Below are 17,770 nucleotides of genomic sequence, written 5' to 3'. Positions count from 1 at the left end.
CCTGCCCAATGTTTGCCGGTGTTTTTTTGTCCGGCTTGGTATGCAAACTGAGGGTAAGCCTCATTTCAGTCAACGATTTGACGCATTTAGGGCAATCGGAGCGTTCGCGCTGTTGCAGGAATGCCGCCGTTAACCTTTTTGCGTGGCCGCGCGGGATTACGTTTTGGTCAATTTTTACAGGCGGAAGGTGGCCATTGGATGCGCCAAATCAGCGAGTGATCTGAAATGGGGCCAAATGTGGCGAGAATGGGGCGCGACCGCTGCGCTGGCTTGCAATCCGGGGCCGCTCTGGTAGGGGACAGGCCGGAATTCTTCTTGATGGAGCGCGCAAAAATGGACGGCTTGGACGATCTTCGCAAAAGCTGGCTGGACCGCATCGGCGGGGCCACAGATGAAGGCGCTTTGGAAGAGTTTCGTGTAGCGGCCCTGGGCAAAAAGGGCGAGATCAGCCTGAAAATGCGCGAGTTGGGCAAGATGACCCCGGAAGAGCGTCAGGTTGCCGGCCCCGCGCTGAACGCGCTGAAGGATGAGGTCAACGCGGCGATCGTTGCGAAGAAGGCCGGTCTGGCCGATGCGGCGCTTGATGAGCGACTGAAGGCGGAATGGCTGGATGTGACCTTGCCGTCGCGTCCGCGCCGTCAAGGCACCATTCATCCGGTGTCACAAGTCATGGAAGAGGTCACGGCAATCTTCGCCGATATGGGTTTCTCTGTCGCGGAAGGTCCGCAGATCGAGACGGATTTCTACAATTTCGACGCGCTCAATATCCCCGGCCACCACCCCGCGCGGGCCGAGATGGACACGTTTTATACGCACCGGAAGGAGGGCGATAATCGCCCGCCGCATGTGTTGCGCACCCATACCAGCCCCGTGCAGATCCGCCATATGGAACAGCACGGCGCGCCCTGCCGCATCATTGCGCCGGGCCGTGTTTATCGCGCCGATTACGACCAGACCCACACACCGATGTTCCATCAGGTCGAGGGGTTGGTTCTGGGTGAAGACATCTCCATGGCGAACCTCAAGTGGGTGCTGGAAGAGTTTTACTCCGCCTTCTTCGGTGTCGCCGTCAAAACCCGCTTCCGCGCCTCGCACTTCCCGTTTGTGGAACCGGGGGCCGAAGTCGACATTCAATGCAGCTTCGAAGGCGGCACAGTGAAGGTTGGTGAGGGTGACGATTGGTTGGAAATCCTGGGCTCCGGTATGGTCCACCCCAAGGTGCTTGAGGCCGGCAAGATCGACCCGTCCAAGTACCAGGGCTTCGCGTTTGGCATGGGCATCGACCGGATTGCGATGCTGAAATACGGCATCCCCGACCTGCGCGACTTCTTCGCAAGCGACTTGCGGTGGCTGCGCCACTATGGATTTGCAGCGCTTGAGGTCCCGACGGTGCACGCAGGGGTGTGAGGTACGATCTGGAGGTTGAGCGGCAGCTGCTTCTGTTGATTCAGGAGGCAGGCACACAACGCTGGACACATGAAAGCCTCAAGACGAATGCTGGCGCAGACGACACGCCTATTCCGCTCTACGACGATGTCGCGAAACGCGAAAACGATACTCTATTCCACTTGGATCAGATGGCGGAGCGTGGGTTTGTCAGGATTTGGAGAACTGACGCTGGCTTGACCGTCCGGCTCCTTCGGGCCGGGCGCGACAGGATAAAGTGGCATCGTAACAATACGCCGATCAGGCGGGTTACGCTGCGCAACTGGAACTGGTTCAAGATCAAGTTTCGAACGGTCATTGTGCCTGTGTTCATTATATACATATTTCCCTTCATCATGATCATAGTAACGGTTGAATTGATGTATTGGCTCGGCTTTGAAGGGCGCTAACGACCACGGGTGCAGGTTACTTCCAGCCCGACTTCCTACAACTGACCGATCCGTGAATTGACACTGCCAGCGCACCGGGCAACTTCAAGCCCATGAAAACGCTTTTCTCTGTCGCCTTCCTGCTTATTGCCTTTGTCAGCCAAGCCAATGCGTGCACTGGGCAAACCCCGTGCGAACTCGGGGATCGGTCTTACCACGTCCTTGAACCTGAGGGATGGGATGGCGAAACCCCACTCCCCGTCCTGCTGCATTTCCATGGTTGGCAACGGCAAGGCACGCTGATCGTTCAGCATGCCCGGATCGCCGGGGCGACGGAACGGCGCGGTGTGCTGTTGGTCGCCCCCAACGGCAATAACGGGACATGGACGTTCCGCACCGCCAATTCGCCGGACGTGCCGTTCGCCCGCGCGGTGCTGGACGATGTTGCCAGTAGCTACCCCATCGATCCCGAGCAGATATTCGTGTCCGGCTACAGCTACGGCGCCCGGATGGCATGGCGGTTTGTCTGTGAAGACGGGGCTGACATCGCAGCGCTTCTGGCGATCTCCGGCGCCCTGCCACAATCCACCGATTGCCAAACCCATCCCCAAAACGCGCGGCAGGTCTATGGGTTTGACGACACCGTCCTGCGCTTCCCGTTCGGACCAAACGGCGAAACCGATCACCCCGTCGCCCTCTGGCGTGAGGCGATGGGCTGCAGTGAGGGCGAGGTCATCGGCGAGTGGCAGCAGCGTTCGTTCCTCACGCTCACCCGCACTGAATGGGTGTGCGACACGGGCCGGGTTGCGCTCGACACCCATCCCGGCGGGCATTTCATCCCCCACGGCTGGATCGCACGGCAGCTCGACGAACTGCTGGGATTGCCCAACAGCTACCCCTGATGGCTTGTGTCTGAAGGCATTCTTTGCCATGTCCGGGGCCGATGAATTCGACCCCTGGGGCCCATTATGAAGTTCACTCTCTCCTGGCTGAAAGATCACCTCGAAACCGAGGCGAGCCTTGATGATATCCTGGAAGCCCTCACCGACCTCGGGCTTGAGGTGGAAGAGGTGGAGGACCGCGCCGCGCGGCTCAAGGATTTTACCATCGCCAAGGTGAAGTCGGCCGAGAAGCACCCCGACGCAGATCGCCTGCGGGTGTGCCAGGTCGAGACCGACGAAGGCATGCAGCAGATCATCTGCGGCGCGCCCAATGCGCGCGAGGGGATCACCGTGGTCCTCGCCAAGCCCGGCATGTACGTGCCCGGCATCGATACGACGATTGGTGTGGGCAAGATCCGGGGCATCGAGAGCTTTGGCATGATGGCGTCTGAGCGCGAGCTTGAGCTGTCAGACGAGCATGACGGCATCATCGAGCTACCGAGCGGTGAGGTGGGTGACCGTTTTGTCGATTGGCTGGCCGAGAACGACCCCGCCAAGGTCGATCCCGTGATCGAAATCGCCATCACGCCAAACCGGCAGGACGCGCTTGGCGTCCACGGCATCGCGCGCGATCTTGCAGCGCGGGGGCTTGGGACGCTCAAGGCGCACAACCCGACAGAGGTGCCCGGCACCTTCCCGTGCCCGATCAACGTGACGATTGACGCCGATACGCTGGACGACGCCCCGCATTTCACCGGGCGGTTGATCCGTGGCGTGAAGAACGGCCCCAGCCCGGAGTGGCTGCAGGATCGCTTGCGCGCGATTGGCCTGCGCCCGATTTCCGCGCTTGTCGACATCACCAACTTCTTCACCTTCGACCAGAACCGCCCTCTGCACGTCTTCGACGCTGACAAGGTCGCGGGGAACCTGCGTGTCCATCGCGCGGCGGGTGGTGAGACGATCACCGCATTGGACGACAAAGACTACACCTTCGTCGCCGGACAGGTCGTGATTTCCGATGATAATGGCCCCGAAAGCATCGCCGGTGTGATGGGCGGGGCCGAGACGGGCTGCACCGAGGAGACCGTCAACGTCTTCCTCGAATCCGCGTGGTGGGAACCTGTGCGCATTGCCTATACTGGCCGTGAATTGAAGATTAATTCCGACGCCCGTTACCGGTTTGAGCGGGGCGTGGACCCTGAATATACCCGCCCCGGCCTTGAGGCCGCGACGCAGATGGTGCTCGATCTCTGTGGAGGCGAGGCGTCCGAGGTTGTGGAGGCTGGTGCCGCGCCGCAAACCGCGCGCAGCTACACGCTCGACCCCAAACGCGTCGAAAGCCTTGTCGGCATGGAGATTGCCCGAGACGAACAGGTCCGCATCCTGACCGCCCTTGGATTCAGCGCGTCTGGATCTGGCGACACGTTGGAGGTTTGGGTGCCATCTTGGCGGCGTGACGTGCATGGAGAGGCTGACCTTGTAGAAGAAGTCGCGCGTGTGACCTCTCTAACCGGTCTCAAGCCGCAGCCCTTGCCGCGCGAGCCCGGCGTGCCCGCGCCTGTTCTGACGCCGATGCAGCTGCGCGAACGCAGCGCGCGGCGGACGGCGGCGGCGCTCGGGTACAACGAATGCGTGACCTACAGTTTCATCGACAAGGCCTCGGCTGAGTTGTTCGGTGGCGGCACCGATGACGTGATGCTGGAGAACCCGATCTCGTCCGAGATGTCGCACATGCGGCCTGCGCTTTTGTCGGGCCTGTTGCAGGCGGCGGCGCGCAATCAGGCACGCGGCATGATGGATATGGCCCTGTTTGAAGTCGGCGCGGCGTTCCATGGCGGTGAGCCCGGTGAGCAGCATCTGATGGTGAGCGGCCTGTTGATCGGCCAAACAGGCCCACGCGACCCCCACGGCGCACGGCGCAGCGTCGATGTGTTCGACGTGAAGGCGGATGCGGAGGCTGTGCTGGCGGCAATCGGTGCACCTGCCAAGGCGCAAATCCTGCGCGGTGCTCGCGAATGGTGGCATCCTGGCCGGCATGGGATGATCTGCCTTGGGCCGAAGAAGGTGCTTGGCATCTTCGGCGAATTACATCCGAAAGTGCTGGACGCGATGGATGTCAAAGGCCCTGCCATGGCCTTCACGATCTTCCCTGAAGAGGTGCCGATGCCGCGCAAGGCAAGCGCCAGCCGTGGGGCGGTGACGATGGCTGATCTGCAAGCCGTGGAACGGGATTTCGCATTCGTCGTGGCGGCAGATGTGGCCGCGCTCGATCTGGTCAACGCTGCGGCGGGTGCCGACAAGGCCCTGATCGAAGAGGTGCGCGTGTTCGATGAATTCATCGGCGGCTCGCTTGGCGAAGGCCAGAAGTCTTTGGCAATCACGGTGCGGATGCAGCCAACGGACAAGACGCTGACCGAGGAAGAGATTGAAGCAGTCGGTGTGAAGATCGTCGAGAAGGTCAGCAAGGCCACCGGCGGCACGTTGCGCGGCTAGGGATTGCGCCCGCTTCGCGGTCGCCGGAGGCAATTTTCCAAAGGAAAATTGCAGCGCATGTGGTGGGCGTTTTTCGAAGGCGGGCTAGCTCTGCTCGATTGGCCGGTGCGCCTTTTTGAGTATTTGAAACCAGTGGAAGGAGAGCGCGATGACGCTGAATGTCTATCTGTCGGGAGAGATTCACACCGATTGGCGGGAGCGTATTGTGGACGGCTCTGCCGATTTGGACTTGTCGTTCTCGGGCCCTGTCACCGACCATGCGGCCAGCGATGATTGCGGCGTGGCGATCCTCGGGGAAGAGCCGAACAAGTATTGGCACGACCATAAGGGCGCCATGGTTAACGCGATCCGCACCCGCCACGGGATCGAGAATGCCGATGTGGTCGTCGTACGGTTTGGCGAAAAATACAAACAGTGGAACGCGGCGTTTGACGCAGGTTATGCCAGCGCATTGGGCAAGCCGATCATCGTGCTGTCGATGCCGGAGCATCAGCATCCCTTGAAAGAGGTGCACGCGGCAGCACTGGCCGTGGCGGAAGAGCCCGAGCAGGTGGTGCAGATCCTGCGTTATGTCCTGAGCGGTTCGTTGCCGGGCTGACGCCACGTTCTGTTTCCGTGGAGCGGCATGGCGCGTAGTCTGCGGCACATGGAATTTGACTACATCATCGTCGGTGGCGGCTCGGCCGGGTCTGTGTTGGCTGCGCGCCTGTCGGAAGACCCGAGCGTCTCTGTTTGCTTGGTCGAAGCGGGGGGGCAGGGCCGCGACATCTTTATCAGGGCGCCGGCCTTGGTGGCCGCGATGGTGTCGGGCCGCCCAAAGATCAACAACTGGGCGTTCCATACCGAGCCGCAGCCGGGTCTGAACAACCGGCGCGGATTTCAGCCACGCGGCAAGGCGTTGGGTGGGTCCTCGGCGATCAATGCCATGCTCTACGTGCGGGGGCATCCGGGCGATTATGATGACTGGGCCAATCGCGGTTGCGAGAGCTGGGATTGGAAGAGCCTGCGACCCTATTTCCTGCGGGCTGAGGGGTTTGAGGGCGGTCACACCGATTATCACGCCGATAATGGCCCTCTACAGGTGCGAAGCCAATCTGCGCCGCTTCCCATTAGTGAAGCCTTCCTTGACGCTAGCGAAGCGGCGCAGATCCCGCGCACGGACGATTTCAACGGCGCGCGACAGGACGGGGCGGGATACTACCACGTCACCCAGTTCCATGATGGCCCGCGCAAAGGGGAGAGATGCTCAGCAGCGGCGGCCTATGTGCATCCAGTGATGGATCGCCCGAACCTGCGAGTCCTGACGCGCAGCACCGTCGAACGGATCCTCGTTGAAGACGGGCGCGCAACCGGCGTGCGGGTGTGGGAGCGGCGCATTCCGACGACTCTCAAGGCACGGCGGGAGGTGATCCTGAGCGCGGGTGCTTTCGGGTCGCCACAGCTTCTGATGCTGTCGGGTATCGGACCCGAGGATGAATTGCAACGCCATGGCATCGCCCCCGTCCATGTCCTGCCCGGTGTGGGTCAGAACCTGCAAGACCACCTCGATTACGTCATCTCCTACAGGTCCAAACGGAAAGATGTCGTGGGGCTGGGGCCGGCTGGCCTGATGCGTCTGGCGAAGGCGGGTCTGGCATGGCGCAAGACGGGGGCGGGCCTGTTCGCCTCCCCCATGGCCGAAGCGGGCGCGTTTGTGAAAAGTGATTCGAGCCTCGACCGGCCCGACCTTCAGATGCATTTTGTCGTCGGCATCGTCGATCAGCACATGCGCAAGCTGCATTTCGTGGATGGCTATTCCTGCCATCTCTGTGTGCTCAGGCCCCATTCCGTTGGTCATGTCGGGCTACAAAACAGCGATTTCCGCAAGCCGCCCCGAATTGACCCTGCTTATCTGAGTGACAGCCGTGATCTTGAAAGCATGATGAAGGGCGCGCGTCTGATGGAGCAGGTGCTTGAGGGCGAGCCGCTTGCCCCTTGGCGGGGCGAGCGCTTCTACTCCCACGACGGCAGCGATGCAGCGTTGGAAGCTGATATTCGCGCCCGTGCAGACACGATCTATCACCCCGTTGGCACCTGTAAGATGGGCGTGGATGATATGGCCGTGGTTGACCCGGCCTGCAGGGTGCGCGGCGTCGACGGGCTACGTGTGGTCGATGCCTCGATCATGCCGAAGCTGATCGGTGGGAACACGAATGCCCCCACCATTGCGATGGCCGAAAAGGCCGCTGATCTGATCCGAGGGCTCGCTTAGTCTTCGCGCGGCGGAGTGACGCGGCCTTTCTGAACGGCCGGACGGGCGAGGAAACGCTCAAGATAGGCGGGTACGTTTTTCAGGCCGTCCCAACCCACAAGCTCCTTCGCGCCGTAGAAATCGAGCGCCGCCAGCCATGGGCCAATCGCCATGTCGGCAATCGAGTAATCGCCTGCGATCCACTCCTTATCCGCCAATTCGCCTTCCAAAACGTTCAACAGGCGCTTGGCCTCGGCCACATAGCGCTCACGTGGGCGCGGATCGTCGATCTCAGAACCTGCGAACTTCACGAAGAAGCCAAGCTGGCCGAACATCGGGCCAAGGCCACCCATCTGGAACATGACCCACTTGATGATCTGATACTTCTCAGCGTCCGTCCGGCCAATGAACTTGCCCGTTTTCTCGCCAAGATAGATCAGGATGGCACCGGATTCCCAAAGCGCAATCGGTTCCCCATCCGGTCCGTTGGGGTCAATCAGCGCAGGGATCTTGTTGTTGGGGTTCAACGACAGAAACTCATCGCTTTTCACGTCGCTGTCGGACAGCGTTACGCGATGCGCCTCATAGGGCAGGCCCATCTCTTCCAGCGCGATAGAGGCCTTCACACCATTGGGCGTGGGGAAGGAGTAGAGCTGGATCACCGACGGGTCCTGCGCCGTCCACCGGCTGTTGATTTCGAAATTCTCAAGCGTGCTCATGGTTTACCTCATGGCGGAATGTGACCTATTGCAGATAGTTCCCCTTGAAACGTTGCGCCAGACCGGTCTTTCTACACGCGCTAGAGGGGGGCCTGTGCGCGTGCGCACCAACGGATGCCGCCCATATTACGGAACAGGACTGGGTGGAGCGACCACATGCTTTCAGAATTCAAGGACTTCATTGCCAAGGGCAATGTTATGGATATGGCCGTCGGTATCATTATCGGTGCGGCCTTTACCGCCATCGTCACGTCGCTGGTGGGCGACCTGATCAACCCGATCATCGGCTTGTTCACCGGCGGGCTGGATTTCACAAATAACTATGCCGTGCTGGCGGGCGAAGTGCCGGAAGGTGCCTCGCTTGAAGCGGCGCGCGAGGCCGGGGCCAGTGTCTTTGCCTATGGCTCGTTCATCATGGCGATCATCAACTTCCTGATCATTGCCTTCGTGGTGTTCATGCTTGTGCGTTACGTCAACAAGGTCAAAGCGGCTGCGGAAGGCCCCGAAGAAGAGGCGGCCCCGGAAGAGCCCGCAGGCCCCACCGCAGAAGAGCTGCTGGCCGAAATCCGCGATGCGTTGAAGGCGCAAAGCTGAATTTCCGCAAAACACGGAAAGGGCCGGGGCATTTCCCGGCCCTTTTTCGTTTCAGCCTTTGATCGCCAGTGAAGGCGACAACACGTCGATCCCAAGGGCCTTACCCACGGCATAATTCGTCAGCTTGCCGGCATGGGTGTTCAGCCCCTCCATCAAATGCGGATCGTCAGCACAGGCCTGCCGCCAGCCCTTATCCGCCAAGGCCAGCATGAACGGCATGGTTGCGTTGCCAAGGGCCAGCGTCGAGGTGCGCGCCACGGCCCCAGGCATGTTCGCCACGCAATAATGCACGACGCCGTCGACTTCGTAGATCGGGTCCTGATGCGTGGTGGCCTTCGACGTCTCAAAGCAGCCACCTTGGTCAATGGCGACATCCACGATCACCGAACCGGGCTTCATCGTCGAAAGCTGCGCCTTGGTCACAAGTTTCGGCGCGGCAGCCCCGGGGATGAGGACCGCACCAATGACCAGATCGGCGGTCTGGATCAGCGTGGCCGTTGCATCGGCGCTGGCATAGCGCGTCTTGAACGCGCCGCGATATGTGTCATCAAGGTAACGTAGCCGGGGCAGGGACCGATCAAGGATCGTCACATCCGCGCCCATACCCGCCGCCACCCGCGCGGCCTGAGTGCCCACGACGCCGCCGCCGATCACGACGACCTCTGCCGGGCCGACTCCGGGCACGCCGCCCATCAACACGCCGCGCCCGCCATTAGCCTTTTGTAATGCCCAGGATCCGACCTGAGGCGCAAGGCGACCGGCCACTTCCGACATCGGGGCAAGCAAAGGCAAACCGCCTGCCGCGTCCGTGACGGTTTCATAGGCTATTGCCGTCACCCCGCTGTCGAGCAGGTCGCGCGTTTGGTCCGGGTCCGGGGCAAGGTGGAGGTAGGTGAACAGGATCTGCCCCTCGCGCAATTGCTTGCGCTCAACCGCCTGCGGCTCCTTCACCTTCACGACCATCTCGGCGTCGGCAAAGATGGCTTCAGCACTGTCTGCGATGGCAGCACCCACGGTGCGGTAATGCTCATCGGAAAACCCCGCCCCCTCACCAGCGCCAGCCTGCATCGTGACGGTATGGCCATGCGAAATCGCTTCGCGCGCGGCGGCAGGGGTCAGCCCCACGCGGAATTCCTGAGGCTTGATCTCTGTTGGGCAGCCGATGTGCATGGTCCACTCCTCCTTTGGACAGGTCACTGCGGTGACCGGAGAATGCGCCTGAGGTGGCGGAATTACTTTGAAAAAACGCCCGCTGTTAGCGTAATCAATGCAAGAAGTGTGCGTAGTATTATGGGATATTGAGAGAGATGAGCGCTGAGCAGGAACTAGACGACACAGATGCCGCGATTCTTCGAGTGCTTCAGCGGCAGGGCCGCATGACCCATGCGGAATTGTCCGAGCGCGTGAACCTGTCCCCCTCCGCTTGCCACCGGCGCGTCCAGCGGCTGGAAGCATCAGGGGTGATCCGCGATTACGTCGCGCTTCTCAACCCCCGCGCGGTCGGGCGTGTGACGACTGTATTCGTCGAGATCAAGTTGCAAGGCCAATCCGACGAAATTCTTGATGCGTTCGAAAAGGCCGTCGCGCGCGTTCCCGACGTTCTTGAATGCCATCTGATGGCGGGCACGGCGGATTATCTACTGAAAGTTGTCGCACGGGACTCTGAGGATTTCGCCCGTATTCACCGCCAGCACCTGTCACGCCTGCCCGGCGTGGCGCAGATGCAATCAAGCTTTGCGTTGAAGACGGTGTTCAAGACAACCGCGCTGCCTGTCTAGAGAAGCGCGTTCAGCCCGACGAACGCCAACACGCCACAGACTGCCGCCAAGACTGCACTCTTGCGCCAATAGCCAACGCCAAGCGCCACCACAGCCGATGCAATATGCGGCAAGCTCAGGCTTCCGTCGCTACCCTCAGGCCAAAGCACACCGGGCGTGACGAGGGCGGGCAGGATTGCAACGGGGGTGTAGCGCAGGTGGCGCAACAGCCAATCGGGCAGCTCCCGGTTGCCGATCAGCCCCAGAAAGGAAAAGCGGATCGTGTAAGTCGCCACCCCAAGCGCCACAATGATCAGCCAGATTTCCGTACCCGTCCAACCGATCATTTGCTGCCCCCCGTAGGTGGCACAAACCGCGCGCCCATCCGGCGTTCAACCTCGGCCCCCACGATCATGGCGCCAATGCCCGCAGGCATCAGGCCAAGATTGTATGGCAATCCAGCAAACACGATGGCTAACACGACAGACGCAAAGGCCGCCGCCACATGAGCCGCCGTACGCAGGGCCGGGGCGACCATGGCGAGGAACGCCACCGGCACCGCGAACGCAATGTCCCAGTCACTCGGGATCACTTCGCCAAGGCGCGCGCCGATATAAGTGGCGATGATCCAGACCGGGATGATCGGCACGCAGGTGCCAAAGAAATAACCGAGTTTCTCCGCCAGGCTCATCTCTGGCGCGTCTTCGTACTTCAGGACAGACACGGCGTAGGTCTGGTCGACATTCATGTACGCCACCAAAGCCCGCTTCCATAACGGAGCCGCCCCAAGATGCGGCGCGAGAGAGGCCGAATACATCGCCATCCGCAGGTTCACCGCGATGGCTGACAACAGCACGATCACCGCAGGCGCCTGATCCAGCATCAACTGCAACGCCGCCAGCTGTGACGCACCCGCGATCACCACAACCGAAAACCCCATGACCTGCGCGATGTTAAGCCCCGCCTCGGTCGCCACGACCCCGAACAAGGCCCCAAACGGCCCGGCGACAAGCAGGAACGGGCCTGCATCGCGGGCGCCCTGCAAGAACGCGGATCGGGATGAGTTGGCACTGGCCATGGTGTCGATTACTCCTGACGCTATGCATCGCCTTAAATCCGGCTATCAGGGGATGCAAATGAAGCCTGTTGATCTGGATGATCACCAAAGGGATTGCGTGAAATGACGGTGACTTACAGGATAGAGGGGCCCGGTGACCCTGATGCAATGGCGCAAGCCAGCGCCGCCGCCGAGACCATCATGTTAGAACGCGCAAATGCCGCCGCGAACAGCGCGTTTCTAGGGTGGTTGGTTTACCTGTTAGCTGCGGGATGCTGTGCCGGTTTGATGTTTCTGTGGCTCTTTCCCTTGCTTCAGGCGGCAGATTTCGCCCCCCAGTTTGCGGCATTCGTTCCGATCCTTACCGGGATCGTTGCCTTTGTTGTGGTTTATGCCTGGCTGAATGCGGCCAATACCCGCCGCTTTTGGCGCGCCTATTGCACAGATTCGATGCAAGCAAGCGCTCACGTTTTGATTTCAGAGGACTCTGTCCGCGTCGTCGCAGGGCAAACGCAGACGAGCTTGGCTTGGGCTGACATTGACCGGATCGACGTCCACCCGGCCTTCATTCTCGTCATGGCCGGATTTGCCTGGACCTCCATTCCCTTGAGCGGGTTTGCCTCGATGGAAGAGGCGAAGGAAGCCTTGGCAAACATGCGTGCATGGCAAGCGGCAGCGCAGGAATGACTGTTCCCGGTGTCATCCTCGCAGGCGGGCAGGGCCGTCGCATCGGCGGGGACAAGGCGCAGCGCCTATTGGCGGGAAAGCCCTTGTGGCGGCATGTCCATGACCGGCTCGCGCCGCAGGTGAGTGAATTGGTGATCAACGGGCCGGACCCGCTTGGGTCGCTACCGGTCATTGCCGATAAGGTGCCGGGCCTAGGCCCGCTTGGCGGCATTCTGGCGGCGATGACATGGGCTGAAAGCCTTGGTGCGGACAATGTGCTGACGGTTGCGGTGGACACGCCCTTTTTGCCCGCCGATCTGGTCGGTCGTTTGTCGGAAGGCCCGGGCATCGCTGTGGCTGAAACCCAAGACGGATTGCACGGAACCACAGCACTTTGGCCGGTGTATTTGTCCGCCGATCTGGCCCAAGCGCTTGATCGTGGAACGCGTAAAGTAACGGATTGGGCGGCTGAGCACACTGTCACGCGCATCCGCTTCCCTGAGACCGTCCCACCGCCCTTCTTCAACGTGAACACCGCCGAAGACCTCGCCCAAGCGGAAGCTTGGCTGGGATGAAGGGCTTCGACACCATCGTCATGGTCGATTGGTCTGCAAGGTCCAAGCCATCGCCTGCCAAACCCACCAAGGATGCGATTTTCGTTGGCATCAGCCGGAATGGGCGAGAAGCGGTGACTTACCACCGCACCCGCCACGCTGCCATGCGCGCGCTCACGGGGCTGCTGGATGGTGAGTTGCGGGCAGGCCGCCGCGTGCTGGCGGGGTTCGACTTTCCGTTCGGCTATCCACGCAGTTTCGCGCGGGCCGTGTGCGGCTCGGACGATCCGTTAAACCTTTGGGCCTATCTGGACGATGTGATCGAGGATGACAAAGCCAACGGCAACAACCGGTTCGACGTGGCCGAAGGGCTGAACAGATTGTTCCCCGGTGTCGGTCCCTTCTGGGGCTGCCCGGCGGCGCGTGAGACCGACACTTTGCCCGCCAAGGGCACCGCACGTCACGGCCATGGCATGCCCGAACGCCGCGCGGTGGAGCGCGAATTACCCCGCGCGCAACCCTGTTGGAAGCTGTTCACCACAGGCTCTGTCGGGTCGCAGGTCCTGCTTGGTCTCCCGCACCTCCACAACCTTCGGCAACGCTATGGCGACACGCTCAGCGTCAGCCCCTTTCAGTCGCCCGATACCCCCATTGTCTTGGCCGAGATCTATCCCGGCCTCATCGACGCTACGATCAAGGCGCGGTTGCGCGAAGACGAAATCCTCGACGCGGCCCAGGTGCGTCTTGTGGCTCGCGCCTTCTCACGGCTCGATCCCGCGCATCTGAACAACCTGCTGCAGGAGGGCGACGCAGAGGAGGGATGGATCCTTGGTCTCGGCGATGAAGATGCCCTGATCGCAGGGCTGAATTGAATGCAACGCGGCCCCCTTTACGGCCTTGGCCTTGCCACCTTCGGCGCGCTTGTCCTGACGCCAGACGCCATGTTGATGCGCCTGTCGGGAATGGAAGGGGTGCAGATGCTTGGCTGGCGCTCCAGCCTGATGGGGCTGGTCTTGCTAGGCGTTTGGGCTGCAACAAGCCGCCAGAAGCGTGCGGATTTGGCAGCGTCCCTCAGTCTCGGCGGCATGGCCATCGCGCTCTGTCAGGCCGTTAACGGTGCGCTCTTCACCTTCGGCATCGTTGGCTATCCGGTCACGCCCGTTCTGCTAGGTGTCGCTACGGTGCCTATCCTTTCCGCCCTGCTGTCGTGGCTGTTGATGGGAGAGGCCACAGGCCGTGCCACATGGCTCACCATCGGGGCCGTTCTTGCAGGGCTGACGGTCGCGATCTTCGGCAAATCCGGAGGGGTCGGCTTTGATACGGCATCGCTGATCGGGGCGGCATTCGGCCTTGGGGTTGCGCTTTGCCTCGCGTTGTCTTTCGTGCTGATCCGGCACCACCAGACTGTCCCGATCCCCCTGGCTGTCGGCCTTGGCGCACTGGCCGCTGGCATCACAGGCCTGACCATGACAGGGCCGGTTCAATCACTCGACGGCATCACCCTTTGGCCCATCATCGTGACCGGCGGCCTTGTCTTGCCGATTAGCTTCTATTGCCTGTCCCTCGCCTCACGCCACACAGCCACGGCGAATGTCAGCCTGCTTTTGCTGCTGGAGACCGTGCTGGGGCCGCTCTGGGTCTGGCTGGCCATTGGTGAGGCGCCGACGGCCCTGATGCTCGTGGGCGGGGCCATCGTGGTCGGCAGCCTCGCCCTTTATCTTGGTTTGCAACGCCGCCGTTATTGAAGATCGCCAAACGCTGTTTTCATCCGGGCCACGGCATCTTCAATCACTGCGCGCGGGGCGGCAATGTTGAACCGCAGGAAGCTGTCGCCGCCCTTGCCGAAGGTCGGCCCGTAGTTTGCGGCGATCTTGGCTGAGTTTGTTACACGATCCGTGAACTCCTCCCGCGTCATGCCGGTGCCCTCGAAATCGACCCAAGCGAGGTAGGTTGACTCAAGCGGCATCGACCGCAGGCCGGGGATCGCGTTGATCCCCTCGTCGAACACCCGCGCATTCTCGGCGAGGTATTCCCGCAGATTGTCCAACCACTCAGCGCCTGCGGGCGAATAGGCGGCTGTGACCGTGAACAAGCCGAAAGAATTGGGAGACATGCCCAACGCCGCCATCCGTGCCGCAAAACGGGCCCGCAGGGTTTCATCTGCGATGATGACATTCCCGATATGAGACCCTGCGATGTTGAACGTCTTCGTCGCCGCCGTCATCATCACGAGCCGGTCCGCAATCCCGTCGATCTTGGTCATCGGGATATGCGTCTGCCCGGGCATCAGAAGGTCGTGGTGGATCTCGTCCGATACGATGATCAGGTCATGCCGCTTTGCAAACTCCGCCACGCCCTCCAGCTCAGCCCGCGTCCAAACGCGCCCGCCTGGATTGTGCGGTGAGCAGAGCACCAGCATCTTTTCGTTACCCGTCATCTGCGCGTCGAAGGCCTCGAAATCGAGAACGTATTTGCCGTCCTCCTGCCCCATCTCCAACTCCCGCAGATCGCGGTTTGCGGCACGTATCACTTTGGCGAAGGCATGGTAGACCGGCGTGAACAACACCACACCGTCGCCCTCATTCGTGAACGCGTCCACGCACATCGCCGTGCCGTTCACCAACCCGTGGGTCGAGAAAATATGCGCCGGATCAACCTCCCACCCGTGCCGCTCTGCCATCCACCAGCAAATCGCCGCGCGGTATTTGCTGTCATCGCCAAAATAGCCGTAGACGCCGTGATCCACCATCGCCTGCACGGCATCCTGCACGCAGCCCGGCGGGCGGAAATCCATATCTGCCACCCACATCGACACGCCATCATTCGGGGACACACCGTAAAGGGTCTCCATCATGTCCCATTTCACGCAATGGGTGCCGCGGCGGTCGATGATTTCGTCGAATGACATGGATAGCCTCCTTCGTGCGTCGCATCGGACCCTAGCGTGCGCAGGTTTGGCCGCAACCCCACGCCCTTTATTCGCGCGCAGGATTGTCTTACATGGGCCTCCATGAAACGCCCGATTGTCCTGCACCCCGACCCGCGCCTGAAAAAGGTGGCCGCGCCCATCGACGATGTGTCCGATGAATTGCGTGCGCTGGCCGACGACATGCTGGCGACGATGTATGACGCGCCCGGTATTGGTCTTGCGGCGCCGCAGATCGGCGTATCACTGCGCCTGATCGTGCTCGATTGCGTCAAGGAAGAAGGTGCGCCCCCGCGTCCGATGGCGATGTTCAATCCTGAGGTCGTGTCCTCCTCGGACGAGACAAACGTTTATGAGGAAGGCTGCCTCTCGATCCCTGAGATCTACGCCGACGTGACCCGGCCCGAAGCCGTGACTGTGCGCTGGATTGATATGAACGGGGCCGAGCAGGAAGACACGTTCGATGGCCTCTGGGCCACCTGCGTCCAGCACGAGATCGACCACCTCGATGGCAAATTGTTCATCGACTATCTCAGCCCGCTCAAGCGCCAGTTGATCACCCGTAAGATGGTCAAGTTCAAACGCAACAAGGCCACCGAAAAGGCCTAAGCGCATCGCAGCTGCGAGGACGGCCCCATGGCCGGAGGAGGGGCTGCATCCGTCGGAGACACCTCCATGCCCACCCGCCCCTTCCTGCCCTGGCCGAACAAGTGCCTGCGCACGCCTGCCGATCCCGTTGGTGCAATCACGGACGAGCATCGCGCGATCTGGGACGACATGATCGAGACCATGGATGCCATGCCCGGCGTTGGCCTTGCCGCGCCGCAAATTGGCGTGATGCTGCGGCTCGCCGTCGTTGATGCAAGTGATGAACGTGGGCAGGCCATCCGCATGGCGGATCCAGAGGTCATCGCCGCCTCCGATGATCTGAGCACTTACCCCGAAGGCTCCCCCAATCTCGCCGGTGTGTCGGCCAAGATCACCCGCCCGGCACGGGTGACTGTCGCCTTCACCGACCATATGGGAGTGCGCGTGCGGCAGGAGTTCGTCGACCTCTGGGCCACGTCCGTGCAGCACCAGATCGACCACCTCAACGGGCGCATGTATTTCGACAATCTCAGCAAGGTAAAGCGTGAGATGTTGCTCAAGAAGGCAAGAAAGGCTCGCTGATGCGCGTAATCTTCATGGGCACGCCGGACTTCTCCGTCCCGATCCTCGATGCGATCGTCGATCAGGGGCACGAAGTTGTGGCCGTCTATTCCCAACCGCCGCGCCCCGCAGGGCGCGGCAAGAAGGAACGCCCCGGCCCGGTGCACCAGCGCGCCGATGCGCTTGGTTTGCCCGTGCGCCATCCAGTCAGCCTCAAGGGGGCGGATGAACAGGCCGCCTTTGCCGATTTCAATGCAGATGTCGCGGTCGTGGTTGCCTACGGCCTCTTGCTGCCGCAGGCGATCCTCGATGCGCCCCGCCTTGGCTGCGTCAACGTCCACGCCTCCGATCTGCCGCGCTGGCGCGGGGCCGCGCCCATTCAGCGCGCGATCATGGCGGGCGATGAGTCGACTGCCGTTTGCCTGATGCAGATGGAAGCAGGCCTCGATACCGGCCCGGTCCTTTTGCGGGAAGAGGTCGCGATTGCCGCTGGTGAAACTGCTGGCACGCTGCACGACAAACTCTCCATCGCGGGGGCCGAAATCGTCCGCGCAGCGCTGCCTAAACTGGAAACGTTGCAACCACAGAAGCAGCCGGAAGAGGGCGTCACTTACGCCCAAAAGATCGACAAATCTGAGGCAAAGGTGGATTGGACCGAGCCCGCCGCCCATATAGATGCTCAGATCCGTGGTCTTTCCCCGTTTCCTGGGGCGTGGACTATGGTGAATGGAAAGCGTGTGAAACTACTGAAGTCGCAAGTGGCGTCAGGTTCGGGTGAAGCCGGCATCGTCATGGACGGTTCGACAATCGGATGCGGCGAAGGGGCCGTTGAAATCACGCAGGTCCAGCCAGAGGGCAAAGGGCCAATGGCGGCGGAAGACTGGTTGCGCGGGGCGCGGATCGCACCCGGCGACAGGATTGGAGAGTAGG

General features: G+C 61.5%; 20 protein-coding genes. 15 read left to right on the top strand and 5 right to left on the bottom strand.

What is annotated here, in order from left to right:
• Window positions 1-333: 333 nt before the first annotated feature.
• The 6 genes from pheS to V8J81_RS15750 all read left to right on the top strand — a co-directional run bounded on the left by pheS (window position 334) and on the right by V8J81_RS15750 (window position 7,439).
• Complete coding sequence (pheS, locus tag V8J81_RS15775; protein WP_439649903.1) at window positions 334-1,407, top strand: phenylalanine--tRNA ligase subunit alpha; 1,074 nt, start codon at window positions 334-336, stop codon at window positions 1,405-1,407.
• A complete protein-coding gene (locus tag V8J81_RS15770) occupies window positions 1,404-1,835 on the top strand; it encodes a hypothetical protein (RefSeq protein WP_368476701.1) in 432 nt (143 codons plus the stop codon). Before pheS ends, V8J81_RS15770 begins: the two co-directional genes overlap by 4 nt.
• 92 nt (window positions 1,836-1,927) lie before the next feature.
• Window positions 1,928-2,716 (top strand): CE1 family esterase, encoded by a 789-nt coding sequence (locus V8J81_RS15765; protein WP_368476700.1) that lies wholly within the window; start codon window positions 1,928-1,930, stop codon window positions 2,714-2,716.
• A gap of 66 nt (window positions 2,717-2,782) precedes the next feature.
• On the top strand, window positions 2,783-5,188 hold the full coding sequence (pheT, locus tag V8J81_RS15760) for a phenylalanine--tRNA ligase subunit beta (RefSeq protein ID WP_368476699.1): 2,406 nt from the start codon (window positions 2,783-2,785) through the stop codon (window positions 5,186-5,188).
• A gap of 148 nt (window positions 5,189-5,336) precedes the next feature.
• Window positions 5,337-5,786, top strand: coding sequence for a YtoQ family protein (locus tag V8J81_RS15755; protein WP_368476698.1), 450 nt, complete (start codon window positions 5,337-5,339; stop codon window positions 5,784-5,786).
• A 48-nt stretch (window positions 5,787-5,834) separates the two neighbouring features.
• Complete coding sequence (locus V8J81_RS15750; protein ID WP_368476697.1) at window positions 5,835-7,439, top strand: GMC family oxidoreductase; 1,605 nt, start codon at window positions 5,835-5,837, stop codon at window positions 7,437-7,439.
• On the opposite strand, the gene V8J81_RS15745 is transcribed toward V8J81_RS15750, so the two are convergent.
• Window positions 7,436-8,137 (bottom strand): glutathione S-transferase family protein, encoded by a 702-nt coding sequence (locus V8J81_RS15745; RefSeq protein ID WP_368476696.1) that lies wholly within the window; start codon window positions 8,135-8,137, stop codon window positions 7,436-7,438. The genes V8J81_RS15750 and V8J81_RS15745 overlap by 4 nt on opposite strands.
• 156 nt (window positions 8,138-8,293) lie before the next feature.
• On the opposite strand from V8J81_RS15745, the gene mscL reads away from it, so the two are divergent.
• Window positions 8,294-8,731 carry a large conductance mechanosensitive channel protein MscL gene (mscL, locus tag V8J81_RS15740; protein WP_368476695.1) on the top strand — a complete coding sequence of 146 codons (438 nt, stop codon included), beginning with the start codon at window positions 8,294-8,296 and terminating at the stop codon, window positions 8,729-8,731.
• A 51-nt stretch (window positions 8,732-8,782) separates the two neighbouring features.
• Here the strand turns inward: mscL and ald are convergent, their stop codons facing one another.
• On the bottom strand, window positions 8,783-9,901 hold the full coding sequence (gene ald, locus V8J81_RS15735; RefSeq protein WP_368476694.1) for an alanine dehydrogenase: 1,119 nt from the start codon (window positions 9,899-9,901) through the stop codon (window positions 8,783-8,785).
• Between the two features lie 137 nt (window positions 9,902-10,038).
• Between ald and V8J81_RS15730 the strand changes: the two genes are divergently transcribed.
• Entirely contained in the window at window positions 10,039-10,509 is a 471-nt protein-coding gene (locus V8J81_RS15730) for an Lrp/AsnC family transcriptional regulator (protein WP_368476693.1), read from the top strand.
• Here V8J81_RS15730 and V8J81_RS15725 read toward each other — a convergent pair.
• Window positions 10,506-10,835, bottom strand: coding sequence for an AzlD domain-containing protein (locus V8J81_RS15725; RefSeq protein WP_368476692.1), 330 nt, complete (start codon window positions 10,833-10,835; stop codon window positions 10,506-10,508). The two genes, V8J81_RS15730 and V8J81_RS15725, sit on opposite strands and share 4 nt — an antisense overlap.
• Window positions 10,832-11,566: an AzlC family ABC transporter permease gene (locus V8J81_RS15720; RefSeq protein ID WP_368476691.1), complete on the bottom strand. Its 735-nt coding sequence runs from the start codon at window positions 11,564-11,566 to the stop codon at window positions 10,832-10,834. The genes V8J81_RS15725 and V8J81_RS15720 overlap by 4 nt, the downstream gene beginning before the upstream one ends.
• Window positions 11,567-11,668: 102 nt before the next feature.
• Here V8J81_RS15720 and V8J81_RS15715 point away from each other — a divergent pair, with 102 nt between their 5' ends.
• From V8J81_RS15715 to V8J81_RS15700, 4 genes are read left to right on the top strand one after another with little or no spacing between them, the layout of a single operon-like run.
• On the top strand, window positions 11,669-12,232 hold the full coding sequence (locus V8J81_RS15715; RefSeq protein WP_368476690.1) for a hypothetical protein: 564 nt from the start codon (window positions 11,669-11,671) through the stop codon (window positions 12,230-12,232).
• Window positions 12,229-12,786, top strand: coding sequence for a molybdenum cofactor guanylyltransferase MobA (gene mobA, locus V8J81_RS15710; RefSeq protein WP_368476689.1), 558 nt, complete (start codon window positions 12,229-12,231; stop codon window positions 12,784-12,786). The genes V8J81_RS15715 and mobA overlap by 4 nt, the downstream gene beginning before the upstream one ends.
• The gene (locus V8J81_RS15705) at window positions 12,774-13,637 is read left to right on the top strand and encodes a hypothetical protein (RefSeq protein ID WP_368476688.1); all 864 of its coding nucleotides are present in this window, start codon (window positions 12,774-12,776) and stop codon (window positions 13,635-13,637) included. Before mobA ends, V8J81_RS15705 begins: the two co-directional genes overlap by 13 nt.
• Window positions 13,638-14,510 carry a DMT family transporter gene (locus V8J81_RS15700; RefSeq protein WP_368476687.1) on the top strand — a complete coding sequence of 291 codons (873 nt, stop codon included), beginning with the start codon at window positions 13,638-13,640 and terminating at the stop codon, window positions 14,508-14,510.
• On the opposite strand, the gene V8J81_RS15695 is transcribed toward V8J81_RS15700, so the two are convergent.
• Window positions 14,504-15,673: a MalY/PatB family protein gene (locus V8J81_RS15695; protein ID WP_368476686.1), complete on the bottom strand. Its 1,170-nt coding sequence runs from the start codon at window positions 15,671-15,673 to the stop codon at window positions 14,504-14,506. The two genes, V8J81_RS15700 and V8J81_RS15695, sit on opposite strands and share 7 nt — an antisense overlap.
• A 102-nt stretch (window positions 15,674-15,775) precedes the next feature.
• Between V8J81_RS15695 and def (V8J81_RS15690) the strand changes: the two genes are divergently transcribed.
• The 3 genes from def (V8J81_RS15690) (at window position 15,776) to fmt (ending at window position 17,769) form a co-directional block, all read left to right on the top strand.
• Window positions 15,776-16,300 (top strand): peptide deformylase, encoded by a 525-nt coding sequence (gene def / locus V8J81_RS15690; RefSeq protein WP_368476685.1) that lies wholly within the window; start codon window positions 15,776-15,778, stop codon window positions 16,298-16,300.
• Between the two features lie 66 nt (window positions 16,301-16,366).
• Window positions 16,367-16,861: a peptide deformylase gene (def, locus tag V8J81_RS15685; RefSeq protein ID WP_368476684.1), complete on the top strand. Its 495-nt coding sequence runs from the start codon at window positions 16,367-16,369 to the stop codon at window positions 16,859-16,861.
• The gene (fmt, locus tag V8J81_RS15680; protein ID WP_368476683.1) at window positions 16,861-17,769 is read left to right on the top strand and encodes a methionyl-tRNA formyltransferase; all 909 of its coding nucleotides are present in this window, start codon (window positions 16,861-16,863) and stop codon (window positions 17,767-17,769) included. The genes def (V8J81_RS15685) and fmt overlap by 1 nt, the downstream gene beginning before the upstream one ends.
• The last annotated feature ends 1 nt before the right edge of the window (window position 17,770 follow it).

This window comes from Gymnodinialimonas sp. 202GB13-11 (genome assembly GCF_040932485.1).
Lineage (GTDB): Bacteria > Pseudomonadota > Alphaproteobacteria > Rhodobacterales > Rhodobacteraceae > Gymnodinialimonas > Gymnodinialimonas hymeniacidonis.
This window is presented reverse-complemented; position numbering and strand designations above follow the sequence as displayed.